The organism is Micromonospora sp. AP08, from assembly GCF_008085935.1.
GTDB lineage: Bacteria > Actinomycetota > Actinomycetes > Mycobacteriales > Micromonosporaceae > Micromonospora > Micromonospora chersina.
Map to the genome: position 1 here is coordinate 25,475 of NZ_VSEZ01000027.1, position 26,330 is coordinate 51,804.

General features: G+C 72.5%; 20 protein-coding genes and 1 pseudogene. 15 read left to right on the forward strand and 6 right to left on the reverse strand.

All coding sequences use genetic code 11. The features are described 5' to 3' along the window. Positions 1–34: 34 nt before the first annotated feature. From FXF50_RS28030 to FXF50_RS28045, 4 genes are all read left to right on the forward strand, one after another. On the forward strand, positions 35–508 hold the full coding sequence (locus tag FXF50_RS28030) for an NfeD family protein (RefSeq protein ID WP_148431929.1): 474 nt from the start codon (positions 35–37) through the stop codon (positions 506–508). Between the two features lie 4 nt (positions 509–512). After that, complete coding sequence (locus tag FXF50_RS28035; protein WP_091320922.1) at positions 513–1,619, forward strand: SPFH domain-containing protein; 1,107 nt, start codon at positions 513–515, stop codon at positions 1,617–1,619. Positions 1,620–1,749: 130 nt separating this feature from the next. After that, positions 1,750–2,544 (forward strand): hypothetical protein, encoded by a 795-nt coding sequence (locus FXF50_RS28040; protein WP_148431930.1) that lies wholly within the window; start codon positions 1,750–1,752, stop codon positions 2,542–2,544. A gap of 177 nt (positions 2,545–2,721) precedes the next feature. After that, entirely contained in the window at positions 2,722–4,926 is a 2,205-nt protein-coding gene (locus tag FXF50_RS28045) for a transglycosylase domain-containing protein (protein ID WP_148431931.1), read from the forward strand. 66 nt (positions 4,927–4,992) lie between these two features. Here the strand turns inward: FXF50_RS28045 and FXF50_RS28050 are convergent, their stop codons facing one another. Continuing rightward, positions 4,993–5,595 (reverse strand): dTMP kinase, encoded by a 603-nt coding sequence (locus FXF50_RS28050; RefSeq protein ID WP_148431932.1) that lies wholly within the window; start codon positions 5,593–5,595, stop codon positions 4,993–4,995. A 131-nt stretch (positions 5,596–5,726) separates the two neighbouring features. On the opposite strand from FXF50_RS28050, the gene FXF50_RS28055 reads away from it, so the two are divergent. Further along, positions 5,727–6,284 (forward strand): dihydrofolate reductase family protein, encoded by a 558-nt coding sequence (locus FXF50_RS28055; protein WP_148431933.1) that lies wholly within the window; start codon positions 5,727–5,729, stop codon positions 6,282–6,284. A gap of 4 nt (positions 6,285–6,288) precedes the next feature. Here the strand turns inward: FXF50_RS28055 and FXF50_RS28060 are convergent, their stop codons facing one another. Continuing rightward, the gene (locus tag FXF50_RS28060; RefSeq protein ID WP_148431934.1) at positions 6,289–8,127 is read right to left on the reverse strand and encodes a thiamine pyrophosphate-requiring protein; all 1,839 of its coding nucleotides are present in this window, start codon (positions 8,125–8,127) and stop codon (positions 6,289–6,291) included. A 110-nt stretch (positions 8,128–8,237) separates the two neighbouring features. Between FXF50_RS28060 and FXF50_RS28065 the strand changes: the two genes are divergently transcribed. The 3 genes from FXF50_RS28065 (at position 8,238) to FXF50_RS28075 (ending at position 12,519) form a co-directional block, all read left to right on the forward strand. Then, positions 8,238–9,059 carry an RNA methyltransferase gene (locus FXF50_RS28065; protein WP_148431935.1) on the forward strand — a complete coding sequence of 274 codons (822 nt, stop codon included), beginning with the start codon at positions 8,238–8,240 and terminating at the stop codon, positions 9,057–9,059. 54 nt (positions 9,060–9,113) lie between these two features. Then, positions 9,114–10,565 (forward strand): argininosuccinate synthase, encoded by a 1,452-nt coding sequence (gene argG, locus FXF50_RS28070; protein ID WP_148431936.1) that lies wholly within the window; start codon positions 9,114–9,116, stop codon positions 10,563–10,565. Between the two features lie 139 nt (positions 10,566–10,704). Then, positions 10,705–12,519, forward strand: coding sequence for a PucR family transcriptional regulator (locus FXF50_RS28075; protein ID WP_148431947.1), 1,815 nt, complete (start codon positions 10,705–10,707; stop codon positions 12,517–12,519). Between the two features lie 133 nt (positions 12,520–12,652). On the opposite strand, the gene FXF50_RS28080 is transcribed toward FXF50_RS28075, so the two are convergent. Then, positions 12,653–14,002: a hypothetical protein gene (locus FXF50_RS28080; protein WP_148431937.1), complete on the reverse strand. Its 1,350-nt coding sequence runs from the start codon at positions 14,000–14,002 to the stop codon at positions 12,653–12,655. A gap of 36 nt (positions 14,003–14,038) precedes the next feature. After that, positions 14,039–15,382 (reverse strand): RNA-guided endonuclease TnpB family protein, encoded by a 1,344-nt coding sequence (locus FXF50_RS28085; RefSeq protein ID WP_148431938.1) that lies wholly within the window; start codon positions 15,380–15,382, stop codon positions 14,039–14,041. A gap of 315 nt (positions 15,383–15,697) precedes the next feature. On the opposite strand from FXF50_RS28085, the gene murD reads away from it, so the two are divergent. Then, the gene (gene murD / locus FXF50_RS28090) at positions 15,698–17,044 is read left to right on the forward strand and encodes a UDP-N-acetylmuramoyl-L-alanine--D-glutamate ligase (protein WP_148431939.1); all 1,347 of its coding nucleotides are present in this window, start codon (positions 15,698–15,700) and stop codon (positions 17,042–17,044) included. Positions 17,045–17,073: 29 nt separating this feature from the next. On the opposite strand, the gene FXF50_RS28095 is transcribed toward murD, so the two are convergent. Further along, positions 17,074–18,051: a hypothetical protein gene (locus tag FXF50_RS28095; RefSeq protein ID WP_255510228.1), complete on the reverse strand. Its 978-nt coding sequence runs from the start codon at positions 18,049–18,051 to the stop codon at positions 17,074–17,076. Positions 18,052–18,335: 284 nt separating this feature from the next. On the opposite strand from FXF50_RS28095, the gene FXF50_RS28100 reads away from it, so the two are divergent. Then, on the forward strand, positions 18,336–19,643 hold the full coding sequence (locus tag FXF50_RS28100; RefSeq protein ID WP_148431940.1) for an aspartate aminotransferase family protein: 1,308 nt from the start codon (positions 18,336–18,338) through the stop codon (positions 19,641–19,643). Further along, complete coding sequence (locus FXF50_RS28105; protein ID WP_148431941.1) at positions 19,640–21,130, forward strand: CoA-acylating methylmalonate-semialdehyde dehydrogenase; 1,491 nt, start codon at positions 19,640–19,642, stop codon at positions 21,128–21,130. Before FXF50_RS28100 ends, FXF50_RS28105 begins: the two co-directional genes overlap by 4 nt. Here FXF50_RS28105 and FXF50_RS28110 read toward each other — a convergent pair. Next, on the reverse strand, positions 21,102–22,505 hold the full coding sequence (locus FXF50_RS28110; protein WP_148431942.1) for an acyltransferase: 1,404 nt from the start codon (positions 22,503–22,505) through the stop codon (positions 21,102–21,104). The two genes, FXF50_RS28105 and FXF50_RS28110, sit on opposite strands and share 29 nt — an antisense overlap. Positions 22,506–22,677: 172 nt before the next feature. On the opposite strand from FXF50_RS28110, the gene ngcE reads away from it, so the two are divergent. From ngcE to FXF50_RS28130, 4 genes and pseudogenes are all read left to right on the forward strand, one after another. After that, positions 22,678–24,096 carry an N-acetylglucosamine/diacetylchitobiose ABC transporter substrate-binding protein gene (gene ngcE / locus FXF50_RS28115; protein WP_148431943.1) on the forward strand — a complete coding sequence of 473 codons (1,419 nt, stop codon included), beginning with the start codon at positions 22,678–22,680 and terminating at the stop codon, positions 24,094–24,096. Between the two features lie 60 nt (positions 24,097–24,156). Continuing rightward, the gene (locus FXF50_RS28120) at positions 24,157–25,065 is read left to right on the forward strand and encodes a carbohydrate ABC transporter permease (RefSeq protein ID WP_148431944.1); all 909 of its coding nucleotides are present in this window, start codon (positions 24,157–24,159) and stop codon (positions 25,063–25,065) included. Then, on the forward strand, positions 25,062–25,967 hold the full coding sequence (locus tag FXF50_RS28125) for a carbohydrate ABC transporter permease (RefSeq protein WP_148431945.1): 906 nt from the start codon (positions 25,062–25,064) through the stop codon (positions 25,965–25,967). The genes FXF50_RS28120 and FXF50_RS28125 overlap by 4 nt, the downstream gene beginning before the upstream one ends. 89 nt (positions 25,968–26,056) lie before the next feature. Beyond that, positions 26,057–26,330 (forward strand): annotated as a pseudogene (locus tag FXF50_RS28130) (hypothetical protein); the annotation flags it as partial.

Below are 26,330 nucleotides of genomic sequence, written 5' to 3' on the forward strand. Positions count from 1 at the left end.
AGTGTGGCGTGCGTCGGCGTGTCACGATTCAGGGGTGGACGCCGTGTTCTGGATCGTGCTGGGTGTGCTGCTGGCGGTCGCCGAGATCTTCACGACGACGCTCTTCCTGATCATGTTCGCGGCCGGGGCGTTCGCGGCCGCCGGCGCCGCGGCGCTCGGCGCGCCGGTCGCGCTCCAGGCACTGGTCTTCGCGGTGGTGTCCGCGCTGTCGGTGGCCCTGGTCCGGCCGGTGATCAAGCGGCACGCCATGCCGGCGCTGGAGAGCGGCGACCAGCCGTTCGGGGTCGAGGCGATCGAGGGGTCCAGCGCCATGGTGCTGGAGCCGGTGGACGCCGAGCGGGGACTGGTCAAGATCGACGGTGAGCTGTGGACGGCCCGGTCGTACGACGCGACGCGCAGCTACGCGGTGGGCGAGCGGGTGCAGGTGATAAAGGTCCGGGGCGCGACCGCCCTGGTCTGGCAGGACGAGATTTCCACCCCGGGCGGGCTGCCCGAAGGGAAAAGGTGAAGTTATGGAGTTTGCAGCGATCCTGTTGATCGCCGTCGCCGTGATCGTCGTGGTGACGCTGGTGAAGGCGGTGCGGATCGTGCCGCAGCAGCGCCAGGACGTGGTGGAGCGGCTGGGCAAGTACAAGCGGACCCTGAACCCGGGGCTGAACCTGCTGGTGCCGTACATCGACGCGGTGCGCACCAAGGTCGACATGCGGGAGCAGGTGGTCAGCTTCCCGCCGCAGCCGGTGATCACCTCGGACAACCTCGTCGTCTCGATCGACACGGTGCTCTACTTCAAGGTGGTCGACTCGGTCCGCGCCACCTACGAGATCTCCAACTTCCTCCAGGCCATCGAGCAGCTCACCGTCACCACGCTGCGCAACGTGATCGGCTCGCTGGACCTGGAGCGGGCGCTCACCAGCCGCGAGGAGATCAACCGGCACCTCTCCGGGGTGCTGGACGAGACCACCGGCCGGTGGGGCATCAAGGTGACCCGGGTCGAGATCAAGGCGATCGAGCCGCCGCCGAGCATCCGCGACTCGATGGAGAAGCAGATGCGCGCCGAGCGGGACCGCCGCGCCGCCATCCTCAACGCCGAGGGACACAAGCAGTCGCAGATCCTCACGGCCGAGGGCGAGAAGCAGGCCGCCGTGCTGCGCGCCGACGGTGACCGGCAGGCCCGCATCCTCCAGGCGGAGGGCCAGGCGAAGGCGATCCGCACCGTCTTCGACGCGATCCACCAGGCCAACCCGAGCCAGAAGGTGCTCGCCTACCAGTACCTCCAGGCCCTGCCGCAGATCGCCAACGGCACCGCCAACAAGGTCTGGATCGTCCCGACCGAGCTGACCAAGGCCCTGGAGGGCATGGGCGGCGCGCTGGGCGGGCTGGCCAACATGGTCGGCGACGTGCCGTCGCCGGAGGCTACCCAGAGCGCCGGCGAGGTCGAGCGGGAGGCCGCCGAGGCCGCACAGGCCGCCGCCACGGCGGCCCAGGAGATCCACGACGAGGTACGCGTGGCCGAGGCGCAGGCCACCGGCGGCAACGCCCCGCAGGGGCTGCCGGCGCCCGAGCCGGTCTCCCCGCAGAGCCTGCTCAACGACCCGTCGGACCAGCGCGAACGGGGCTGACGGGCACGCCGCCGGCAAATCCGAGAATCACTCATACGGCGCCCCGGCGCCTGCCACGATCGGTCTGAGGACGGGTGGTGAGCAGGACCGGGGCGCCGTCGCGCGTCCCGCACGCGGAGCGAGGTGACGCATGAAGGATCCGGCCAACCGGCTGTTCTCCAGGACCCCGGTCCCGGGCGCGCACGACCCGGCCGGGCCGCTCGGCACCCGGCGTACCGGGGGCGGGTTCGGGGTGCTGCCGTTCGTGTCCGAGCCCGGTCCGGCCGCCCCGGCCACCGACGCGAGCTGGGCCTGGTCGGTCCGCCGGTTCGCCCGCGCGGCGGTCTGGCTGCTGCCCGCGTACGCGGTCCTCTACGGCCTGGTGGCCATGGCCAGCGACGGCGGGGTGGGCAACGACCCGTACCCGGCCGACGGCCAGCAGGCCTACCTGATCGGCTGGGTGGCCGCGGTCTGGCTCGGGCTGCTCGCCCTGCTGGCGCTCGCCGGCCTCCTCGCCGCCACCCGGTGCCGGCGGATCGCCCTCGTCGGCCTGCTGGCCAGCATCGGCGGGATGGTGCTCATGCTGCCCTTCGCCGGGCTGGCGGAGCAGGCGCCGGTCTTCGGCACCACGGCGCGCACCATCGTCCTGGTCGGCGCCACCTTCTACAGCCTGGGCTGGTTCCTCACCGGCTGGTCGGTCGCCCGGTCCGGCATGTTCTCCTACGGCGACGGGATCATGCTGATGATCGCCGCCCCGCTGCTGGGCCTGGGCGGCGCGCTGATCGGCTCGCTCCAGACCTTCGGCGCGCTCTTCGTGCTGGTCGCCGGCATCGGCATCGGCTACCGCTCCGGTCGCCTCGTCCCCGCGGTGATCGCCCAGGACGCCCTGGCCGCCAGCATGACGGCCACCCCCGCCCCACCCCCCACCGGCCCCCGCCCCACCTGAGACCCCGTCGGGGTTGATCATGAAGTTGGCGGCACGCCCGGAGATCCACATCGCCGTCAACCTCATGATCAACGGCTTCCCGGCAAGCTCCGCTGTAGCTGAGGGGTTGCCGTGAGGTAACTGACAGTTGCCTGGCGGGGTGGTCGTTACGCGGTATTCGCGGTAATCCTGGAGTCCATGCCGTCTCCCCGGTCGCCGCTGTCGCGGCTCTTCACCGTGCTGCTCGCCGGCGTCCTCGCCGGGCTCGTCCTCGCGGTCGCCGCGCTCCCCAGCGGCCTGCTCGGCGGGCTCGCCGCGAAGGCCAGCCTGGGCGCGTACGCGGAGCTGCCCGACGCGCTGCGCACCCCGGCGCAGCCGCAGCGCTCCTACCTCTACGCCAACGACGGCAAGACCCTCATCACCACGTTCTACGACGTCAACCGCTCCGACGTGCCGCTCGCCGAGATCGCCCCGGTGATGCGGCAGGCGATCATCGCCGCCGAGGACCGCCGCTTCTACTCGCACGGCGGGGCCGACCTGCGCGGCATCGCCCGCGCCCTGGTCGCCAACGTCAAGGGCGGCGGCACGGAGCAGGGCGGCTCGACGCTCACCATGCAGTACGTCCGCAACGTGCTCAAGACCGACCCCACCCGCACGGCGGAGGAGCGGCAGGCCGCCACCGAGCAGACCGTCGGGCGCAAGCTCCAGGAGATCCGGTACGCGAACGCGCTGGAGAAGACGCTCAGCAAGGACGAGATCCTCAACCGCTACCTCAACATCGCGTACTTCGGCTCCGGCGCGTACGGCGTCGCCGCGGCGAGCCAGCGCTACTTCGGCAAGGCCCCGGCCGACCTGACCCTGGGCGAGGCGGCGCTGCTCGCCGGCCTGGTCCAGTCCCCGGACGAGTACAGCCCGATCGACGGCGACAAGGACCAGGCGCTCGCCCGCCGGGGGTACGTGCTCGACTCGATGGCCGAGACCGGCGCGATCACCGCCCAGCAGGCGGCCGCCGCCAAGGCGGAGCCGCTCACCCTGCACCCGACCGCCCAGCCCAACGGCTGCACCTCGGTCGCCCAGGGGCACGACGACTGGGGCTTCTTCTGCGACTACCTGCGCCAGTGGTGGCTCGCCCAGCCGGCCTTCGGCAACACCGTCAAGGAGCGCGAGCAGGCGCTGCGCCGAGGCGGCTACAGCGTGGTCACCACGCTCGACCCGAAGATCCAGCAGACCGCCCAGAAGCAGGCCACCAGCGTCTACGGCTACGGCAACAAGCGGGCCCTGCCGATCGCCGCGGTCGAGCCGGGCAGCGGCCGGGTGCTCGCCATGGCGGTCAACCGGCACTACAGCCTCGCCGACAACCCGGCCGGGCAGGCCAACCACCCGAACACCGTCAACCCGCTGATCTCCGGCGGCGCCAGCGTCGACGGCTACCAGGCCGGCTCCACGTTCAAGATGTTCACCATGCTCGCCGCGCTGGAGGCTGGCAAGACGCTGTCCACCGGCTTCGACGCCCCGGCCAAGCTGCCCACCCGCTACGGCTCCGACGCCGAGGGCAACTGCGACGGCAAGTGGTGCCCGGCCAACGCCAACCCGGAGTGGATGGACGGCTACCGGATGATGTGGGACGGCTTCGGTCGCTCCGTGAACACCTACTTCGTCTGGCTGGCCGAGCAGGTCGGCGAGGACAAGGTGGTGGAGATGGCGCAGCGGCTCGGCATCACCTTCCGGGCCGACTCCGACGCCGCCTTCGCCAAGGACGACGCGGAGAACTGGGGCGCGTTCACCCTCGGCGTGGCCGCCACCACCCCGCTCGACCTGGCCAACGCGTACGCCACCGTGGCCGCCGAGGGGACGTACTGCACGCCGCTGCCGGTGGTCTCGGTGACCGCGGCCAACGGCGAGAAGGTCGACGTCGGCCAGCCCTCCTGCCGGAGGGTGCTGGACGCCGACGTGGCCCGGGCGGCCACCGACGCGGCCCGCTGCCCGGTCGGCCAGCAGTCGGCGTACGGGCAGTGCAACGGCGGCACCGCCACCTCCGTCAACCGGATCGTCGACCGCCCGGTGGCCGGCAAGACCGGCAGCTCCGAGCAGAACGCCACCGAGGCCTTCGTCGGGTTCACCCCGCAGGTCGCCGTGGCGGGCATCGCGGCCAACCCCGACGACTCGACCGACCTGGTCGGCTCGGCGGTGCAGGGAAAGGTGATCGACGCGGTCGCCCGGGTGATCAGGACGGCGGTGGACGGCAAGCCCGTGAAGGACTTCACCGCGCCGAGCCGTGAGCTGGCCGGTGACCCGCAGCGCCCGCAGCCCCGGCCCACCCCGCAGCCCGAGCAGCGCCAGCAGCAGCGCGACAACCTGCCCTCGGACCTGCTCCGCTGGCTCCAGGGCCGCGGCCGCGGCTGACCCCGATCCGCGGTGGCACCCCGCCATCCCGGGGGTGACAGCGCGCGTGACCTCGGCCGGGCGGTGTCACCCCGCCACGAGGGGTGACACGGCGCGGTCCAGGGCGGCGGCAACCTCGTCGGGGTCGGCGTCGCCGTCGAGCACCACGAACGAGCCGAAGTCGGGCAGCGCACGGTAGGCGGCGTCCAGCGCGCGCAGGTGCGCCAACTCCTCGGTGTCGATGCCCCGGGCGGCGACCCGCCGCTGCGCGACCTCCGGCGAGGTGGCCAGGAAGCAGACCATCGTCGGGCGCGGGAAGATCGCGTAAACGGCCCGGACCGCCCGCCGGCCCCGGTCGCCGCGCGCGGCCATGATGACGTCCTGGCACCAGGTCCACCGGTCCAGCAGCGCCGTGCGCCCGGTCAGCCGCGCCACCAGAACGGTGCGGGCCATCGCCAGCGCGCGGACCGTCGCCTCCAGCGCCGGATAGAGGGTACGGCCGAACAGCGCCGGCCCGTCCGCCCGGCCGAGCGCCCGCGCCAGCCGATTCCACAGCGGCCGCCCACCGGCGTTCTCGAAGTAGGTCGCCGGGACGCCCCGGGCCGTCAGCCGGCGGGCGAGGGCCCGGGCCTGGGTGCTCTTGCCGGAGCCGTCGACACCGACCAGGGCGATCATCACGGAGCGGGCCACGAATCCGGACGCTAGCCGCCCCGGGCAAGTCTCCCGAAAAAAGTTCCGTGCCGGCTGTCGGATCGGGCCGGCCGGCTCCGACCCACCGGTGAGCGCGCCCGCCGGGGGCGCCGCCGGAAGCGGAGGACACCATGCGCAAGCTCGTCTACTGGGTGCACCAGTCGGTCGACGGCTTCATCGAGGGGCCGAACGGGGAGTTCGACTGGGCGGCCATGGGGCCGGAGCTGTCCGCGTACTCCCTGGAGCTGACCGACCGGGCCGACACCTTCCTCTACGGCCGCAAGGTCTGGGGGTTGATGTCCTGGTACTGGCCCCGGGCGGAGCAGGCCTCCCCGGACCCGCACGACCTGGCGTTCGCCCCGATCTGGGCCCGCACCCCGAAGATCGTCATCTCGCGCACCCTGGAGAGCGCCGAGTACGGCGCCCGGGTGATCGGCCGCGACCTGGCCGCCGAGGTCGCGGAGCTGAAGGCGCAGCCGGGCAAGGACCTGCTGCTCACCGGTGGCTCCGGCGCGGCGGCGGCGCTGACCGAGCTGGGGCTGGTCGACGAGTACCAGGTGGTGGTGCACCCGGTCGTGCTGGGCGGCGGCACCCCGGTCTTTCCCGGCAAGGACCGCCTCGACCTGCGGCTGACCGGGACCCGCGGCTTCGACGGCCGGTCGGTGCTGCTGCGCTACGAGCGGGCGTGACGCCTCAGCGCCCGCGGCGGCGGGGACGGTACGTGGCGACGACCGACGGCAGCCCGCGCCGGAGGATCTCGGTCCGGTCGCTGTCCCCGCGCAGCACCGCGGCGGCCGTCTTGCGGGCCTGCTCGACGGTGAAGTGCGGCGGCAGCATCAGTTCCGCCGGGTCGACGACCGCGTTCACCACCACCGGCCGGTCGGCGCTGAGCGCCCGCTGCCACAGGTCGGGCACCTGGTCGGGGGAGTCGACCAGCACGCCGTCGAGCCCCAGCACCTCGGCCCACCGCTGGTACGCCACGTCCGGCAGGTCCTGGCTCGCCGGGAACATCGGCGTCCCCTCGCCGGAACGCTGCTCCCAGCTCACGAAGGACAGGTCGCGGTTGTTGAGCACCAGCACCACGAACCGCGGGTCGGCCCACTCCCGCCAGTACTTCGCCACGGTGATCAGCTCGTTGACACCGTTCATCTGCATGGCGCCGTCGCCGATGAGCGCGACCAACGGGCGGTCCGGGTGGGCGAACTTCGCGGCGATCGCGTACGGCATGGCCCCGCCCATCGAGAGCAGGGTGCCGGAGAGGCTGGCCAGCATGCCGGGACGGACCCGGACGTGGCGGGCGTACCAGGCGGTCGCGGTGCCGCAGTCCACGGCGAGCATCGCGTCGTCGGGCAGGACGTCGTCCAGGGTGGCGAAGAGCAGCTGCGGGTTCACCGGGTCCGCGGGCTGCTCAGCCAGTTCCCGCTGGGCCCGCCGCCACTTCCCGGTGGCGTCGGCCAGGGTGGCCCGCCAGGCGGTCGGCACCGGTCCGGTGCCCAACTCCCGCAACAGCGCCCGCAGGGTCGGCGCGGCGTCCCCGGTCAGGTTCACCTCGGTCGGGTAACGCAACCCCATCCGGGTGCCGTCCAGGTCGATCTGCACGGCCCTCGCCTTGCCCTGCGGCGGGTAGAACTCCGAGTACGGCATGTTGCTGCCCACGATCAGCAGCCGGTCGCACTCCCGCATGAGCTGCCAGCTCGGGCGGCTGCCGAGCAGGCCGATGGCGCCGGTCACCCACGGCTGCCGGTGGTCGACGGCGGCGAAGCCGAGCAGGGCCGTGGCCACCCCGGCGCCGAGCCGGTCGGCGACCCGGCGGACCTCGTCCTCCGCGCCGAGGGCGCCCTGACCGACCAGCATGGCGACCTTCTCGCCGCCGCGCAGCACCTCGGCCGCCCGGCGTACCTCCTCCTCCGGCGGCACGGTCGGCATGCTGCTCGGCGCCGCGCTGGTGTGGTAGTAGCCGTGCGCGTGCGGCGGCTCCGGCACCGCCGGCTCGTCCTGCACGTCGGAGGGGAGCACCAGGGCGGTGACCGTACGCCGGGCCAGCGCGGTCCGGCAGGCCCGGTCGACCAGGTGCCGCGCCTGGGACGGGTCGTCGAGCTGGGCGAGGAACGCCGACGCCACGTCCTTGTACAGGGCGAGCAGGTCGACCTCCTGGTAGTAGCCGCCGCCCTCGGCGGGCAGCGCGGTGTGTCCGAGCAGGGCCACCACCGGCTGGTGGTCGAGCTTGGCGTCGTACAGGCCGTTGAGCACGTGGATCGCGCCGGGGCCGCTGGTTACCAGCACACAGCCGAGCGGGCCGCCGCCGTACTTGACGTGGGCGCTGGCCGCGAAGCCAGCCGTCTCCTCGTGCCGGACCTGGATGAACTGCGTCCGGTCGGCGGCCCGTTGCAGCGCGGAGGTCATCCCGTTGATGCCGTCACCGGGATAGCCGTAGTACCGGCGCACGCCCCACTCGGCCAGCCGGGCCACGATGAAGTCGGCGACCGTGGCGTTGCGGGGCAGCCGGCCGTCGCCGCTGGGGTCCGCGCTCATCGTGGTGGTCCCTCCGTCGCTGTCCCCTTTCCCGGGCTCCGTTCCCCTCCCCGGCGTGCGGAAACCCGGGCCGCGCCGGGCCGGCCGGACCGACCAGGCAGAATCGTCCGGTGCCCGTCCACGAGATCACCGACCCCGACGACGACCGGATCGCCGACTACCGCGCGCTGACCGACGTGGAGCTGCGGACCCGCTGGGAGCCCCCGCACGGGCTGTTCATCGCCGAGGGCGAGCTGGTGCTGCGGCGGGCGCTGCGGGCCGGCTACCCGGCCCGGTCGTACCTGGTCGACGCCAAGCGGGTGGACCAGCTCGCCGACCTCGACACCGGCGACACCCCGGTCTACGCGGCCACCCCCGAGGTGCTCCAGCGGGCCACCGGCTTCCACGTGCACCGGGGCGTGCTCGCCTCGTTCCGCCGCAAGCCGCTGCCGTCCGCCGCCGAGGTGCTGGCCACCGCCCGGCGGGTGGTGATCCTGGAGGACGTCAACAACCACACCAACCTGGGCGCGATCTTCCGGGCCGTGGCGGCGCTCGGCGTGGACGCCGTGCTGCTCTCGCCGACCTGCGCCGACCCGCTGTACCGGCGCAGCGTCCGGGTCAGCATGGGCGAGGTGTTCGCCATCCCGTACGCGAAGCTGGAGCCCTGGCCCGACGCGCTCGGCCAGGTCCGGGCGGCGGGCTTCACGGTGCTGGCCATGACGCCCGCGCCGGACGCGGTGCCGATCCAGCGGCTGGACGCCGGGCAGCGGGCCCGGGCGGCCCTGCTCATGGGGGCCGAGGGCGCCGGCCTGACCCGGGCGGCCATGGAGGCCAGCGACGTCCGGGTGGTGATCCCCATGCGGCGCGGGGTGGACTCGCTCAACGTGGCCGCCGCCACCGCGGTGGCCTGCTGGGAGCTGGGCCGCGACGACCCGCTGTTCGGCAGCGGGTAGCTCTGCGGCCGCTGTTGTTTGCATGACCATGCGACATGGCGCATAATCTTCCTCGTGTCCAAGGTTCTCACCTCCCTGCCCGCCGGCGAACGTGTCGGCATCGCCTTCTCCGGCGGCCTCGACACCTCGGTCGCGGTCGCGTGGATGCGCGACAAGGGCGCCGTCCCCTGCGCCTACACCGCCGACATCGGCCAGTACGACGAGCCCGACATCGCCTCGGTGCCCGGTCGCGCGCTCAGCTACGGCGCCGAGGTCGCCCGACTGGTCGACTGCCGCGCCGCCCTGGTCGAGGAGGGCCTGGCGGCGTTGACCTGCGGGGCCTTCCACATCCGCTCGGGCGGGCGGGCGTACTTCAACACCACCCCGCTGGGCCGGGCCGTGACCGGGACCCTGCTGGTGCGGGCGATGATCTCCGACGACGTCCAGATCTGGGGCGACGGCTCGACCTTCAAGGGCAACGACATCGAGCGGTTCTACCGGTACGGCCTGCTGGCCAACCCGCAGCTGCGCATCTACAAGCCGTGGCTCGACACCGACTTCGTCACCGAACTGGGTGGGCGTAAGGAGATGTCGGAGTGGCTGCTCGCACGCGCCCTGCCATACCGGGACAGCACCGAGAAGGCATACTCCACCGACGCCAACATCTGGGGCGCCACGCACGAGGCGAAGACCCTCGAGCACCTCGACACCGGCATCGAGACGGTCAACCCGATCATGGGAGTCCGGTTCTGGGACCCCTTGGTGGAGATCCCGACCGAGGACGTCACGATCGGCTTCGACCAGGGTCGCCCGGTGACGATCAACGGTAAGGAGTTCGGCAGCCCTGTCGACCTGGTGCTGGAGGCCAACGCCATCGGCGGCCGGCACGGCCTGGGCATGTCGGACCAGATCGAGAATCGGATCATCGAGGCCAAGAGCCGGGGCATCTACGAGGCGCCTGGCATGGCGCTGCTGCATGCCGCGTACGAACGGCTGGTCAACGCCATCCACAACGAGGACACCCTGGCGAACTACCACAACGAGGGCCGCCGCCTCGGTCGGCTGATGTACGAGGGGCGATGGCTGGACCCGCAGGCGCTGATGCTGCGCGAGTCGTTGCAGCGCTGGGTCGGCACGGCGGTCACCGGCGAGGTGACGTTGCGGCTGCGCCGGGGCGAGGACTACTCGATCCTGGACACCACCGGCCCGGCGTTCAGCTACCACCCTGACAAGCTGTCGATGGAGCGTACCGAGGACTCGGCGTTCGGCCCGTCGGACCGGATCGGCCAGCTCACCATGCGCAACCTGGACATCGCCGACTCGCGGGCGAAGCTGGAGCAGTACGCCACCCTCGGCATGGTAGGCGGCGCGACCCCCCAGCGGATGGTCGGCGCCGCGCAGGCAGCCTCGACCGGTCTCATCGGTGCGATGCCAGAGGGCGGCGCGGAGGCCATCGCCTCCCGGGGCGTCCCCTCCGCCGAGGACGAGGCACTCGACCGCGCCGCGATGGAGTTCGGCGTCGACTGAGCGACGCCTCGGGAAGGGATCAGTAAGCGCCGCAGGGTTCGAAAGTGGCGTGCCGGGAGCTGGGCCGCGACGACCCGCTCAGACGCCGGGGGCGGCCTGGGCGGGCGCACGCTCGGAATCGGCGGTGACGCAGGGTAGCGTGTCGCCCGTGTTCCCTACCGTCCGTGAGGTGCTCGCTCTGGTGCCGGTGCGCCACGGCGCCCCGCGCCTCGTCGCGGGGGACGCGGGCCTGGACCGGCCGGTGCGGTGGGTGCACGTGGCCGAGGTGCCCGACATCGCCACCCTGCTCGGCGGAGGCGAGCTGGTGCTCACCACGGGCATCGGGCTGCCCGCCGACGACGCCGGCCTGCGCGCGTTCATCGGCGACCTGGCCGACGTCGGGGTCTCCGGGCTCGTGGTGGAGCTGGGCCGCCGCTACGTCAGCGGGGTGCCCCGGGTCATGGCGGCCGCCGCCGAGCGCCGCGGGCTGCCCCTGGTCGAGCTGCGCCGGGCCACCCCGTTCGTGCGGATCACCGAGGCGGTGCACGCGCTGATCGTGGACGCCCAGCTCACCGAGCTGCGCGCCACCGAGGAGATCCACCAGCGGTTCACCGAACTCTCCGTGGAGGGCGCCGAGCCGGCCGAGGTGGTCCGGCAGGCGGCCGAGCTGGCCGGCTGCCCGGTGGTGCTGGAGAACCTGTCCCGGCAGGTGCTCGCGTACGACCCGGCGGGGGAGAGCGCCGAGCTGCTGCTGGACGGCTGGGAGCAGCACTCCCGGCGGATCCGGCCGGCCGGGCGCACCGCGTACGACCCGGACAGCGGATGGCTGGTGACCACCGTCGGCGCCCGCGGCCAGGACTGGGGACGGCTGCTGCTGCGCTGGCCGGCCGACGCCGGCACCGCCACACCGGTCGACGCCGCGACGCCGACGGGCGCGACCCCGCCCACCCGGCTGACCATCCTGATCGAGCGGGCCGCCTCCACCCTCGCCCTGGGCCGGCTGATCCGGCGCGACGCCGAGGGGCTGGAACGGCAGATCCACCGCACCCTGCTCACCGCCCTGATCGACCACTCCCGCCCGGTGGACGAGGTGGCGCTGCGCGCCAAGGCCCTCGGTGTGACCCTGGACCGCCGGCACCTCGTCGGCGTGGTGGTCCGGCACCGGGCCGACGATCCGGCCGAGGGCGGCGGGCCGGGCCCCGACGCCGGCCCGGAGGCCGGCCCGGCCCGGCTGCGCGACCTCGCCGAGGCGGTCGGCCAGGCGTTGCGGGATGCCAAGCTCACCGCGCTGACCAGCGCCGTCGATGACCAGGCGGTCGGGGCGCTGCTCGCGCTGCCCGATCCGGCCGCCGAGGAGAAGGCGCTCGCCGCGTTCGCCGCCGCGCTGCGCCGGGTACGCCTCGACGCCGACCCGGCCCGCCCTCCGGCGCCGCGCCCCGCCCGTCCCGTCGACCCGGCCGCCCGTACCGTGGCGGGCGGCGCGCTGCGGGCCGCGGATCCGGCGTCCCGTCCGCGCCCGGCCGGGCCGGCCGTGATCGTGGCGGCCGGTTCCGGGGTGGGCAGCCTGCGGGAGGCGCGCCGCTCGCTGGTCGAGGCGCGGCAGGTCGCCGAGGCGGCCCGCCGGGACCGCCGGGACCTGCCCTACTTCCGGCTGCCGCACGTCGGGCTGGCCGGCCTGCTGCACCTGCTCCGGGACGAGCCGCGCCTGCAGACCTTCGTCGAGCGGGAACTCGGCGGGCTGCTCGCGTACGACGCGCAGCACCCGAGGGAGCAACTGCTCGGCACCCTCCGGGCGTACCTGGAGCAGGGCCGGAACAAGTCCGCGGCGGCCGCCGCCGCCCACCTGTCGAGGCCGGCCTTCTACGAGCGGCTGGCCCGCATCGGCCGCATCCTCGACGTCGACCTCGACTCGGTGGAGCAGTGCCTGTCCCTCCACGTGGCCCTACTGGCCCTGGACGCCGTCCGCACCCCCTGAACCCCCTGCCCGCCCCCGGTCCCGCCCCCTGACTTCGTCGATCATGAAGTTGGCGGCGACATCTCGGGCGGTCGGCGCCGCTAACTTCATGATCAACGGGGTGGGCCGAGGCGGGCCAGGCGGGACCAGTGGGTCAGGTCAGGGCCGTCAGGGCCTTGGCGTACTGGTTGGGGACGTACGTCGGGCCGCCGGGGGTGAAGACGTCGGAGGTGGCGGCGGCGGACCACGCCGTTGGCGGGACCGCTTCCACCAGGGCGCGGATCACCGGCGCGTCGCGCCACTGCTCCTGCTGGGCGAGCAGGCTCAGCGCGACCACCGACTCCTCCACCTCGCCGACGCACTCGAACGGCTTGTGCCCGTCCACCCCGAGCAGCTCCCGGTAACCGGGGATCTGGGACTCGTCGGCCAGCAGGTCGCCGCCGAAGATCGCGGTCAGCCGCTCCCGGGGCATGAACGGGGCCATGGCCAGGAAGACGAACCGGCACTTCGGGCAGTCCCGGCACCAGCGCTCGCTCGCGTCGCGCAGCTTGAACGCGGCGTTGCAGCTCGTCACCACGGCGTCGTAGCGGTCGGTGTCGGCGAAGAGCCGGGCGATGTGCAGCTCGGACAGCGACCGCAGCAGCGAGAAGTACGGCTCGGTGAGGCCTGCGTGCTCGGCCAGCGCCGCCCGCAACAGCCCCTCCGCCTCGACGCCCTTGGACCACTGGTGGTTGATCTCGTGGCCGTGCCAGATCAGGTTCGGGTCGGACGCCGAGCGCTCGTTGGACATCACCACCGGCCCGAGCCCGTGCAGCACGGCCGTGGCGACCGCGATCAGCGAGTTGATCGCGGTGACCGGGATGTGCCCGTTCAGCGCGCCGGCCGCGTTGAGGTCGAACAGCACCGGGTCGATCCGCCGGCGGGCGGCGAGCGGCACCAGGTCGGACGCCTCGTTGACCGAGACGATGACGTGGTTCGGGTTGACCGAGAAGGGCACCGGGTCGAAGCCGGCCCGGCGCAGCGCCTCCAGCGTGACGATGGAGTCCTTGCCGCCGCCGACCGCCGACAGCGGGCGCCGGTCGGAGTTGTCCAGCGGCGTGGCCGCCTCCACCGAACCGGCCGGCACCTCCGGGCGCAGCTCCAGCACGTGGGGGAGCTGGTTGCGGTACGCGTACTCGGCGAGGCCCTTGGTGTAGACGGCGGTCACGAGGTCGGCGGCGGCCGCGCCCAGCGGCGCCGGCAGCACCAGCCGGGGCGGCGCGGCAGCCTTGTAGTAGCTGACCCCGGCGACCACGTGCAGCAGTTCGAGGACCCGGGCCAGGGTGGCCGCGGTCTCGTCGGACACCGGCTCCGCCGGCAGGGGAAGGGTGACCACCTCGGTGAACCGCTGCTCGCCGTGGGGGCCGGTCAGGGCGTAGTCGAACAACACCTCACCGGTGGCGAAGTCGATCGAGTAGGACGGGAAGGTGAAGGCGTCCATCCGCCGCAGCTGCTCGTTAGGCACACGCCATACTACAGCGTGTCTCGAAAGTCCGTTGGGTCATGAGACACCGCCCTTCTCGGGCGTCCCTGCCGTCACGGGTGTCCGTGGCGGTGGGGTTCCTCCGTCGTCAGGGCTGGTTGCACCGGCGCTTGGGCGCTGGTCAGAGCCGGTCCCTCGGGAGGCGTTGGTGACCGGGCCTCGTGCTTCGGGGTCCCGGGTCTGGGCATGGTGTTGCTCGGCCCAGACGGCGAGGTTGACCGCCGCGTTGACGTCCCGGTCCGCCGTATGCCCGCACTCGTCGCAGCGGAAGACGCGTACGGACAGGGGTAGGGCGGGGCCGATGATGCGGCAGGCACTGCACATTCTGGTGGACGGGTACCAGCGGGGTGCCCGGGTGACCTGCCCGCCCCGCCAACGTTGTTTGTAGCCGATGATGCGGGCCAGTTCAGCCCAACCCGCATCGGAGATGGCGGCGGCCAGACGCCGGTTGCGCAGCAGACCGGCGGTGTACAGGTCTTCCAGAGCCAGCCGGTCGTGGGTCTTGACCAGCTGGTTGGCGACCTTGTGCAGAAAGTGGCGACGCACATGCGCGACACGATGGTGGGCACGAGCTAGTCGGGTGACAGCCTCGGCCCGATTGCGTGAGCCTCGCTGTTTGCGAGTGACCTGGCGGGATAGCCGCCGTAGCCGAGGCAGGGCGGCCCGCAGCGGGCGCGGTGGATCGGTGACGCGCAGCCGCTGTCGGCCGGTGGTGTCGGCGGCCACCACGAGGGCAGTGAGGCCGCGGTCGATGCCTACCCAACCACTGCCGTCAGCGTCGGGGCGTGGCGGGTGCTGGCGGGCGGGATGCAGGTCCGCCGCCTCCACTGTCACGGTGACGGTCCATCGGCCGGCGCGGCAGGAGACGGTGGCATACCGGATGTGGGCTCGGCCCATGCGAATCATCCGCCGTAGTCGGCGGGTGTCCTCCCGTACCCTCAGGACTCCGATCCGCGGCAGACAGATACTCCGAGGACCCGCCATCGGATCCCCCACCCGGATGCTCGCCCGACCCGCCTTGGTCTTGCAGCGGATCCGGAACGACGGCTGGGTGCGGCTCTTGCGTTTGAATGCCGGGAACCCCACTCGACGACCCGGCCGCTTCCCCGATCGCGAGTCGGCCCAGGCGGTCAGGGCGCGGCCCAGGTCGACAGCGGCTTCCTCACACACCTGCTGACACACCTGTGCGCGCCACGACAATCCCGTCGCCACGATCTCGGCCGAACCCGCCGAGTCGACTACAAAGCGGCGGCCCGCCTGCGCCGAGACCTTCCACGAGTTGAACGCGTTGATCAGGTCGAAACCCGACCACGGCACCCCCACCGACCCGCCCCGGTGCCTCGCATCCAGGGCGTCCTTCACCAGAGCCAGGCACTGGTTGAACGCGACGAGCCGCCCCCGTATGACGGACCAACACCATCACCTGCGACGGTGACGGGTCAGCTGTGAACCGGAACGCGGTAAATCTCCCCACAGCCCCACAGCGTGCCTGTCACCTACGACACAACAGTCCGCGTCGCGGCAGGATGGGGCGGAAATTCCGGCCCTGACGAACGGCCGGTGCCGGGAGGGGCGACAGCGGGCGCCCAGGCGTTCGAACGCCCGTGAACCTCAGCCTGTATAGGCTGCAATCGCCCTCATCCTTCATGAGGGGGAGGATGCCAACGAGGAGAGCTTGTGCGCCTGTCTGATCTGCGCGGACGTCATGTCGCCGTCTGGGGAGCCGGTCGGGAGGGCCGGGCAGCGGTGACCGCGATCGCCGCGCACGGCCCGGCCGACCTGGTGGTCGTCGACGACAGCGCGAACTTCCTCACCCTGCCCTGGGAGGGCCCGCTCGCCGCGGCCGCGCCGCTGGTGACCGGGGAGGACGGCTTCGCCCGGCTGGCCGCCGCGGACGTGGTGGTCCGCTCGCCCGGGGTGCCGAACACCCACCCGTGGATGGTGGAGCTGCGCCGCCGGGCCGTCCCGGTCACGCAGGGCAGCGCGCTCTGGATGGCCGATCACGCGGACCGGACCGTCGGGGTGACCGGCAGCAAGGGCAAGAGCACCACCTCCAGCCTGATCAGCCACCTGCTCACCGCCATGGACCGGCCGAACGTCTTCGGCGGCAACATCGGCGTGCCGCTGCTCGACCTGCCCGAGGCGGAGCTGTACGTGCTGGAGCTCTCCAGCTACCAGTGCGCCGACCTGACCGACTCGCCGCGGGTGGCCGTGGTGACCGCGCTGTTCCCCGAGCACCTGGACGCGCACGGCGGCGAGCGGGAGTACTACCGGGACAAGCTCAACCTGCTGGCGCACGGCCCGCACACCGTGGTGGTCAACGGCGCCGACCCGCGGCTGGCGCTCGAACTGGGGGACCGGGCGGCGGTCCGGGCCGGCTCGCCGGACACCACCCACGTGGCCACCGGCCCGGACGGCGCCCCCTGGTTCCACCTGCGGGACACCCCGCTCTTCCCGCGCGCCGTGCTGCCCCTGGTCGGGCGGCACAACGAGGGCAACCTCTGCGTCGCCCTCGCGGTGCTCGACGCGCTCGGCGTCGACGTGGTGGCCCGCAAGGACAGCCTCGCCATCGCGGTGGCCGGGTTCCAGGGCCTCGCCCACCGGCTCACCGAGATCGCCGACCCGTCCGGGCTCACCTTCGTCGACGACACGCTGGCCACCAGCCCGTACGCGGCCATGCACGCGATCGACGCGTACGAGGGGCGGCCGTTGACCGTCATCGTCGGCGGGACGGATCGGGGGCTGGACTACACCCCGCTCCGCGACCACCTCGCCGAGCGGGAGATCACCGTGATCGGCATCCCGGACAGCGGCGCCCGGATCGTGGAGGCGCTGGCGGGGCTGCCGGCGGTGCGCACCGAACTCGCCGAGGACCTGGTGGCTGCCGTGGGGCTGGCCCGCAAGCTCACCCCGGCCGGCGGCGTGGTGCTGCTCTCCCCGGCCGCGCCCAGCTACGGCCGGTTCCGCAACTTCGAGCACCGTTCCGAGGTCTTCGCGCAGGCGGTCGCCGACACCGCCCGCTGACTCAGCCCGCCGGCCCCGGCGCGCGCCGGTCAGCCGGCCGCCAGCACCCCGTGCAGGGCGCGCATCGAGCGGACCGCCGAGCGGATCTCCTGGAGGTAGCGCCCCGCCGTGAGGGTGGGTTCCGGCACCCGGACCGTCGTGGCCAGCGCCGGGTCCACGCCGACCGTGTCGATCCCGCACCCGAACGGCACGGCGAGCGTACGCAGCGCGTCGCAGTGCTGGAACGGCACGTAGATGGGGGCGGTCACCATGAGCACCGGATCCCCCGCCCGCAGCCGGACGTGCCCGGCCCAGAACCGCTGGGTGTCGGCGGTGTGCGCCCGGCGGCGGTCCGGCTCGCCGGACGGGGCGGCGAGCACCCGGACCGGAGGCAGCCCGGCGGGCCGGTAGGTGCGCGAGGACCAGGCCCGGTGCGGGTGGTCCGCGCTCTCGCCGATCTCCTCGCTCGGCGCGTCCACCCCGAACGCCACGCGCACCCCGGCGTCCAGGGCGTCCACCTCCGTGGCGCAGCCGTGCACCCCGAGGTCGGCGAGCATCCGCGACTCGACCGGGGAGAGGGCCCGGAAGCTGCCCAGCACCGCCACCTCGCCGTCGACCCCGGCGACCGTCCGGGCCAGGTGCGCGGCGTAGGCGGTGCGCCGCAGGCAGGCGTGCGCCAGGCCGCCCAGGACCAGCAGGTGCGCGTAGCGGGGCAGGGTCGGCGGGACGGCCCGGACCAGGCCCAGCGCCGCTGCCGCGTCGAGCACCAGCCCGACCGTGGCCGGGTCGAACGCCGGCTCCCGGGCGTCGGGGCGTTCCCGCCCACCGCGGAAGTCCCAGTGCCGGGCGGAGAAGTCGTCCAGCCCGGCCAGCACCGCGCCCAGGTCGCCGGCCGGCCAGTCGCCGCCGAAGTGCCCGACCAGGGCCCGCATGGGCGGCGAGTCCACCCAGGCCCGTACCCCCGCCGTGAGTTCCGCCCGGGTCGTCCCCACCGCACCGGCCGGCAGCGCCACCTCCGTCGTCCGCACCCGGCGGATGCTACCGGCGGTGGGCGGACGCCGACCGACCGTTGTGGATCGTGGCTACCGTGCGGGAGGTCGTCGTCGTCGGCGCGCTGCTGCGGATGGAGTGGCCGATGAGCGGTCTGGCCAGCGGAAGGGTGGGCGACAGCCGGATTTCGCTCCGGAAACCGCAACGAGGCGGTTGACGTGGTGTCAGGCGGGCGGACCTCCTGCGCTACACAGTGACAGTTGTCCCTGCCTCCGCGTGGTGAGAGCGTGCGGGGGACCAACCGCCGCTGAAGGGTGCGCCGATGACCTCCGACGACCTGCTGGCCCGGCACCGGGCCGTGCTCCCGTCCTGGATGCCGCTCTACTACGCCGAACCGCTGGAGCTGGTCGCCGGCTCCGGCCGCCGGGTGACCGACGCGGCCGGACGCAGCTACCTGGACTTCTTCGGCGGCGTGCTGACCAACATGATCGGCTACGACATCCCGGAGATCCGCGAGGCGGTCGAACGGCAGCTGCGCACCGGCATCGTGCACAGCTCGACGCTCTACCTGATCCGGCAGCAGGTCGAGCTGGCCGAGAAGATCGCCCGGCTCTCCGGCATCCCGGACGCCCGCGTCTTCTTCACCAACTCCGGCACCGAGGCCAACGAGGCGGCCCTGCTCGTCGCCACCAACTACCGCCGCTCGCACCAGATCCTCGCGGTGCGCAACAGCTACCACGGCCGGTCGTACGCGGCCATGGGCGTCACCGGCAACCGGGGCTGGTCGGCCAGCGCGCTCAACCCGCTCCAGGTGGCCTGGCTGCACTCCGGCGAGCGGCTGCGCGGGCTGCTGGCCCGGCTCGACGAGGGCGACCGGATCGACGCCGCCGTGGAGGACCTGCGCGAGGTGCTCGCCACCCAGACCGCCGGCGATGTGGCCTGCCTGATCGCCGAGCCGATCCAGGGCGTCGGCGGCTTCGTGCACGGCCCGGACGGGCTCTTCGCCGCCTGGAAGAAGGTGCTCGACGAGCACGGCATCCTGCTCGTCTCCGACGAGGTGCAGACCGGCTGGGGCCGCACGGGCGAGCACTTCTGGGGCTACCAGGCGCACGGGATCACCCCGGACCTGCTCACCTTCGCCAAGGGCATCGGCAACGGCTTCGCCCTGGCCGGTGTGGTCGGCCGGGCCGACGTGCTGGAGTCGGTGCCGGCGATCAGCTTCTCCACCTTCGGCGGCAACCCGGTCTCCACGGCGGCCGGCAACGCGGTCCTCGACTACCTGCTCGACCACGACCTCCAGGCGAACGCGGCAAGGGTGGGCGCGATCCTCGCCGACGGCCTGCGGGCCGCCACCGCCGACCTCGACTGCGTCGCCGAGGTCCGCGGCAAGGGCCTCATGCTCGGCGTCGAGTTCGTCCGCCCCGGCACCACCGAACCGGACCCGTCGCTCACCACCCGGGTCTTCGAGGCCTGCCGGGAGGGCGGCCTGCTGGTCGGCAAGGGTGGCCTGCTCGGCAACGTGGTGCGGATGGGACCACCGCTGACCCTGACCGAGGACGAGGCCCGCGAGGGCCTGGCCATCCTGGTCGAGGCCATCCGTTCCTCCGTCGCCGCGGAGGTGGCGGCATGACCCTCATCGGGCATTTCGTCGACGGGAAGCGGGTCAGCGGGGACTCCGAGCGGCGCGGGGACGTCTTCGACCCGGCCACCGGGCGGCGTACCGGGCAGGTGGCGCTGGCTTCCGCCGCCGACGTGGCGGGCGCCGTCGAGGCCGCCGAGCGGGCCGCCCGGTCCTGGCGGGACGCCTCGCTGGCCAAGCGCACCGCCGTCATGTTCGCCTTCCGCGAGCTGGTCAACGCCCGGCGCGACCGGCTCGCCGAGGTGATCACCGCCGAGCACGGCAAGGTGCTCGCGGACGCCGCCGGCGAGGTGCAGCGCGGCCTCGAGGTGATCGAGTACGCCTGCGGCATCCCCTCGGCGCTGCGCGGCGGCTTCAGCGAGAACGTCTCCACCGAGGTCGACTCGTACAGCCTGCGGCAGCCGCTGGGCGTGGTGGCGGTGATCTCCCCGTTCAACTTCCCGGTGATGGTGCCGCTCTGGTTCGTGCCGGTCGCGATCGCCTGCGGCAACGCGGTGGTGCTCAAGCCCAGCGAGAAGGACCCGAGCGCGGCGCTGCTGCTGGCCGAGTGGTTCACCGAGGCCGGGCTGCCGGACGGTGTGCTGAACGTGGTCAACGGCGACAAGGAGGCGGTCGACGCGCTGCTCGATCACCCCGGCGTCAAGGCGGTGTCGTTCGTCGGCTCCACGCCGGTGGCCCGGTACGTGCACCAGCGCGGCTCGCTGGCCGGCAAGCGGGTGCAGGCGCTGGGCGGGGCGAAGAACCACATGGTGGTGCTCCCCGACGCCGACCTGGACCTGGCCGCCGACGCGGCGGTCAACGCCGGCTTCGGCTCGGCGGGGGAGCGCTGCATGGCGATCTCCGCGCTGGTCGCGGTGGAGCCGGTCGCCGACGCCCTGGTCGCCCGGATCGCCGAGCGGATGGGCCGGCTGCGCACCGGGGACGGCCGGCGGGGCTGCGACATGGGCCCGCTGGTCACCGCCGCGCACGCCGAGCGGGTGCGCTCCTACGTGGAGTCCGGCATCGCGGCCGGCGCCGTGCCGGTGGTGGACGGGCGCGAGGTGACCCCGGACGGGGACGCCGACGGGTTCTGGCTCGGCCCGACGCTCTTCGACCACGTCACCCCGGAGATGTCGATCTACACCGACGAGATCTTCGGCCCGGTGCTCAGCGTGGTCCGGGTCGGCTCGTACGACGAGGCGGTCGAGTTGGTCAACGCCAACCCGTACGGCAACGGCACGGCGATCTTCACCAACGACGGCGGGGCCGCCCGGCGCTACCAGCACGAGGTCGAGGTCGGCATGGTCGGCGTCAACGTGCCGATCCCGGTGCCGATGGCCTACTACTCGTTCGGCGGCTGGAAGGCGTCCCTCTTCGGCGACCTGCACGCGCACGGCGCCGACGGGGTCGCCTTCTTCACCCGGGGCAAGGTGGTCACCAGCCGCTGGCTCGACCCGCGCCACGGCGGGGTCAACCTCGGGTTCCCCACCCAGACCTGAGCAGCCGCAGCACCCCCGCCCCGGCCAGGTAGGCCACCAGCGCCGGGGCGGGCAGCCCCAGCGGCTCGGGCGCGGCCTTGCGGGTGAGGCTGTTCAGCAGCAGCCCGGTGACGAGTCCGGCGTACCCGAGGACGGCCAGCGCGGTCCGCAGCCGGCGGGCGCCCTCGCGGGCCGGACCGGTGTCGGGCGGGCGGCGGGTGCGGGCCTCGATCGGGCCGAAGACGGCGACCAGCGCGGCCAGCACCACGGCGAGGGCGAGCAGCCAGGGAATCCGCCAGGCGTACCAGGCCGCCGTGCCGACCGGGGGAGTGGGCAGCACGCCGAGCGCGTCCAGCAGCCCGACGAGCAGCACCGCGGCGGTCAGGTGCCAGAGGAAGACGGTGAGCACCACGGCGTTCACCGCGATCACCGCCTGCCATGGGCGGGGGCGCCGCAGCCAGCGCTGCGCCGGCTCGCGCAGCAGCAGGATCAGGCCGAGCTGCGCGGTGGCCGCGGCGAGCAGCGCCAGGCTCGGCGGGGCCGCGTTGTCCAGGCGCTCGCCGGGCACGTTGAGCAGCACCACCGGGTACGGCCCGACGACGGTGAGCAGCAGCAGCGCGGCCAGCCCGCCGCCGAGCAGGGCCGCCCCGGCCCGGCGGGAGAGCGGCAGCCGGCGCCGGCGCAGACCGCGTGGCCCGGCGTCGACCGATCCCGCCGGCTGGCCCTCGGGCCGTCCGCCCGGGTTGCGGGCGTCGTACCAGGCGAAGCCGAGCTGGTGCACGGCCAGCCAGCCGAACAGGTAGTTGCCGGTGGCCAGCCCGGCCGGGCCGAGCAGCCGGCCCAGGTCGCCGAGCGCGACCAGGGCGACCAGCACCACCGGCACGGCGAGCCCGAAGCGGCGGTGCAGCGCGTACATGGGTGGCGTCAGCGGCACCACGACGAGGTAGGCCACCAGGAACCAGAGCGGGATGGTGGCGAACCAGACCACCGTGCGGACCTGTGTGGGGTCGGCGCCGCGCAGTGTGGCCACCGCGGCGCCGGCCGCCAGCACCACGAGCAGCGCGGTGGTGGGCCGGGCCAGCCGGGCGCTCCGGTCGACCAGCCAGCCGGTGGCGGTTCCTCCCCGGGCACGCCGGGCGGCCAGCGAGGCGGCGTTGGCGTAGCCGCCGACCAGGAAGAACACCGGCATCACCTGGGCCACCCAGGTCAGCGGCCAGGCCCAGGGCAGGTCGCCGAGGGCGGAGTGGCCGGCGGGGCGGCCGGCCCGGTCGTACCCGATGACGGTGACGCCCCAGTGGCCGAGCACGACCATGGTGATGGCGAGCGCCCGGAGCAGGTCGACGTAGCGCTCCCGAGTGGCCGGCGTGCGCTCGGCGAGCTGCCGCAGGCGGCGCATGGGCCCAGGCTATGCCAGCGGCCACCGGCCGGTACGGATAACGGTTCGGTCCTGAGGTCTTGTGGTCCGGGGCCCACTGCCGTAGAAATTCTTCAGCAACATCAACTCAACTGAAGACAAGCGACAGATGGCACCCCCGAGCCTCGATGTGTACCCGGACCGAGGAGATGCGATGAACAGGCGTGAGATCCTCCGGCGGACCGCTGCCGCCGGTCTGCTGGCCACCCCCGCCGCCGGCCTGCTCGCCGGCTGCGCCACCTCCGGTGGTGACGATGACAAGGGCGACTCCGGCGCGTACAAGGGCACCAAGAGCGAGAAGAACCCGCTCGGTGTCAAGGAGGACGCCCCGCTCGAGGTGGTGATCTTCAACGGCGGCTTCGGCGAGGAGTACGCCAAGTCCCACGAGGCCATGTACAAGGAGCAGTACCCGAAGGCGAAGATCAACCACTCGGCCACCCAGGAGATCAGCAAGACCCTCCAGCCGCGCTTCGTCGACGGCACCCCGCCGGACGTGGTGAACAACTCCGGCGCCGGGCAGATCGACTTCAACGGCCTGGTCTCGCAGAACGCCCTGGCCGACCTCGGCGACCTGCTCGCCGCGCCCAGCCTCGACATCCCCGGCAAGACGGTCAAGGACACCCTGCTCCCCGGCGCCGTCGAGGTCGGCTCGTACGACGGCAAGTTCCTCGTGATGAACTACACCTACACGGTGTACGGCATCTGGCACTCCACCAAGCTCTTCGCCGACCGGGGCTGGCAGTACGCCAAGACCTGGGACGAGCACATCGCGCTCTGCAAGCAGATCAAGGCCGCCGGCATCGCCCCCTGGACGTACGCCGGCATCCACCCGCGCTACATGAGCTGGCCGCTGATCTCCACGGCGATCAAGCTGGGCGGCCCGTCGGTGGCGCTGGCCATCGACAACCTGGAGCCGAACGCCTGGAAGTCCGACGCCATGAAGAGCGCCGCGGACGCCTGGCACCAGATCGTCAAGGACAAGTACATCCTGGAGGGTTCGCCCGGCCTGGACCACAAGCAGTCGCAGACCGCCTGGTGCCAGGGCAAGGCCGCCTTCATCTCCTGCGGCTCCTGGCTGGAGAGCGAGCAGAAGGACGTCACCCCGGCCGGCTTCAACATGACCGTCCAGCCGACCCCGAGCCTCGGCAGCGGCGACAAGCTGCCGTTCGAGGCGGTCCGGGGCACCGCGGGCGAGCCGTTCATGGTCCCGGCCAAGGCCAAGAACGTGGCCGGCGGGCTGGAGTACTTCCGGACCATGCTGTCCAAGAAGGGCGCCCAGGACTTCACCAAGAAGGTCGCCAGCCTCACCGTGGTGGCCGGCGCCACCGAGGGCGTCGAGCTGCCGTTCGGGCTGAACACCGTGGTCAAGGCGCTGGAGGCGTCCGGGTCCAACGGCTTCAACTGGGTCTACAACAACTACTACCGCAAGCTCGAGCGCAACCTGGTCGACGCCGCCTGCGGCGAGTTCTTCAGCGGCCGGATCGGGCCGGCCGAGTTCCTCGACCAGTGCCAGAAGGGTGCCGACTCGATCGCCCAGGACAGCTCCATCAAGAAGTACAAGCGCGCCGCGTGACGTGCCCGGTGGGGGTGGGTCCGCCCACCCCCACCGGTCGAACCAGGGAGGGGTCGCCAGGTGCGACATGGCAGATACCCGCTGATCGTCAGCTTCCTGCTGCCGCCGCTGGTGCTGTACGGCGTCTTCGTGCTCTCGCCGTACCTTCAGGCCTTTCAGATCTCGACCACCGACTGGCTGGGCTACTCCGCGCAGGCCGACCCGGTGGGCATGGCGAACTTCCGCACCCTGCTGCACGACGGTTACGTCTGGAACGCGTTGGAGAACAACGCGGTCCTGCTGCTCGTGGTGCCGGTGCTGACCATCGCGCTCGGCCTGTTCTTCGCCACCATGCTCACCATGGGCGGCCGCAAGGGCCGGGCCGGCGTGACCGGCGTCCGCGGCACGGCGGTCTACCGGCTGGTCTACTTCTTCCCGCAGGTGCTCTCGGTGGTGATCATCGCGCTGCTCTGGAAGGAGATCTACAACCCGCGCAGCGGCCTGCTCAACGGCGCGCTGCACGCGCTCGGCCTGCCCACCCCGGCCTGGCTGGGTGATCCCCGGTTCGCCTTCTGGTGCGTGCTGGCCGTGATGGTGTGGAGCAACGTCGGCTTCTACGTGGTGCTCTTCGGCGCCGCCATGCAGGCCATCCCGCGCGACATCTACGAGGCCGTGATGCTCGACGGGGCGTCCCGGGCCGTGATGCTGCGGAAGATCACCATCCCGCTGCTCTGGGACACCGTCCAGGTGGCCTGGATCTACCTGGCCATCGCCGCGCTGGACGGGTTCATCCTGGTCCAGCTCATGACCAACGGCGGCCCGAACTTTTCCTCCGACGTGATCGGCAACCGGATGTACGACACCGCGTTCGGCAGCGAGACCAAGTTCGGTTACGCCTCGGCGATGGGCGTGGTGATGTTCTTCCTGACCCTCTCGGTGGCGGTGCTGGCGCTGCGGGCCGCCCGGCGCGATCGGATCGAGTACTCATGACCAGTGTGGACTCCGGCACCCGGCCGGCCCCGGCGACGCCCGCCGAGCCGACGACCGGCCGGCCGCCGCGCCGGGAACTGGGCGTGGCGAACGTCTTCTCGCACAGCTTCCTGCTGCTCTGGGCGGCCATGACCGTGCTGCCGCTGGCCTGGATGGTGCTCAGCTCGCTGAAGAGCAACGGCGAGATCCTCGCCGACCCGTGGGGGCTGCCCGAGGCGCTGCACCTGGACAACTGGGCGCGGGCCTGGACCAAGGCGCACATCGGGCGCTACTTCCTCAACAGCGCCGTGGTGGTGGCCGGCTCGCTGACCCTCACCATGCTCCTCGGCGCCGCCGCCGCGTACGTCTTCGCGCGCTACGACTTCCGCGGCCGGCAGGTGGTCTACTACCTGTTCGTCGGCGGGATGATGTTCCCGGTCTTCCTCGCCCTCGTGCCGCTCTTCTTCGTGGTCCGCAACGCCGGCCTGTTCGGCACCTGGACCGGCCTCATCCTGGTCTACACCGCCTACTCGCTGCCGTTCACGGTGTTCTTCCTGACCGCGTTCTTCCGCACCCTGCCGACCGCGATCGCCGAGGCGGCGCTGATCGACGGCTGCGGCCACTTCCGGCTGTTCTTCCGGGTGATGCTGCCGATGGCGCGTCCGGGACTGATCAGCGTCGCCATCTTCAACTTCCTCAACCACTGGAACCAGTTCCTGCTGCCGCAGGTGCTCATGCAGGGCGACGAGTCGAAGTGGATGCTCGCCCAGGGGCTCAACGCGCTGGCCGTCAACCAGGGCTACGCCGGCGACTACGCCCAGCTGTTCGCCGGCCTGACCATCGCGGTGCTGCCGGTGCTGGTGGTCTACGTGACCTTCCAGCGGCAGATCCAGGCGGGCCTCACCGTGGGGCAGCTCAAGTGAGGTGTTGGTTGCCACAGGCAACGGGGCAGCGGGACCGCTGAGGGCTCCCTTATCGTGGGCCGGCACCTTCACCGATCGACAGGAATCACATGTTTGAACTTTTCTACGAGCTCCTGCTGATTCTCGGCGGCATCGCGATGGTCGCCATCGGCATCGCCATCAAGGAGCAGAGCACGGGCTCTCGGATCCTGAACGTCGTCGTGGGCCTGGCCTTCTTCGGCTACGGCTTCTACCTGATGTTCCTCGCTCCCGTGGGTAGCGAGTACCGGATCTTCATCTACGTCTTCATCCTGCCGATCCTGCTGATCGTGCGCGCGGTGAAGGCCCGCAAGGAGGCCCGCGAGCAGGCCGCGGCGCACCGGT

Bases quoted from the DNA above. Each gene is read 5' to 3' on its own strand.
- FXF50_RS28035 (WP_091320922.1), top strand. From the start codon at position 513: ATGGAGTTTGCAGCGATCCTGTTGATCGCCGTCGCCGTGATCGTCGTG.
- FXF50_RS28040 (WP_148431930.1), top strand. From the start codon at position 1,750: ATGAAGGATCCGGCCAACCGGCTGTTCTCCAGGACCCCGGTCCCGGGC.
- FXF50_RS28045 (WP_148431931.1), top strand. From the start codon at position 2,722: ATGCCGTCTCCCCGGTCGCCGCTGTCGCGGCTCTTCACCGTGCTGCTC.
- FXF50_RS28055 (WP_148431933.1), top strand. From the start codon at position 5,727: ATGCGCAAGCTCGTCTACTGGGTGCACCAGTCGGTCGACGGCTTCATC.
- FXF50_RS28060 (WP_148431934.1), bottom strand. From the start codon at position 8,127: ATGAGCGCGGACCCCAGCGGCGACGGCCGGCTGCCCCGCAACGCCACG.
- FXF50_RS28100 (WP_148431940.1), top strand. From the start codon at position 18,336: ATGACCTCCGACGACCTGCTGGCCCGGCACCGGGCCGTGCTCCCGTCC.
- FXF50_RS28105 (WP_148431941.1), top strand. From the start codon at position 19,640: ATGACCCTCATCGGGCATTTCGTCGACGGGAAGCGGGTCAGCGGGGAC.
- FXF50_RS28110 (WP_148431942.1), bottom strand. From the start codon at position 22,505: ATGCGCCGCCTGCGGCAGCTCGCCGAGCGCACGCCGGCCACTCGGGAG.
- ngcE (WP_148431943.1), top strand. From the start codon at position 22,678: ATGAACAGGCGTGAGATCCTCCGGCGGACCGCTGCCGCCGGTCTGCTG.
- FXF50_RS28125 (WP_148431945.1), top strand. From the start codon at position 25,062: ATGACCAGTGTGGACTCCGGCACCCGGCCGGCCCCGGCGACGCCCGCC.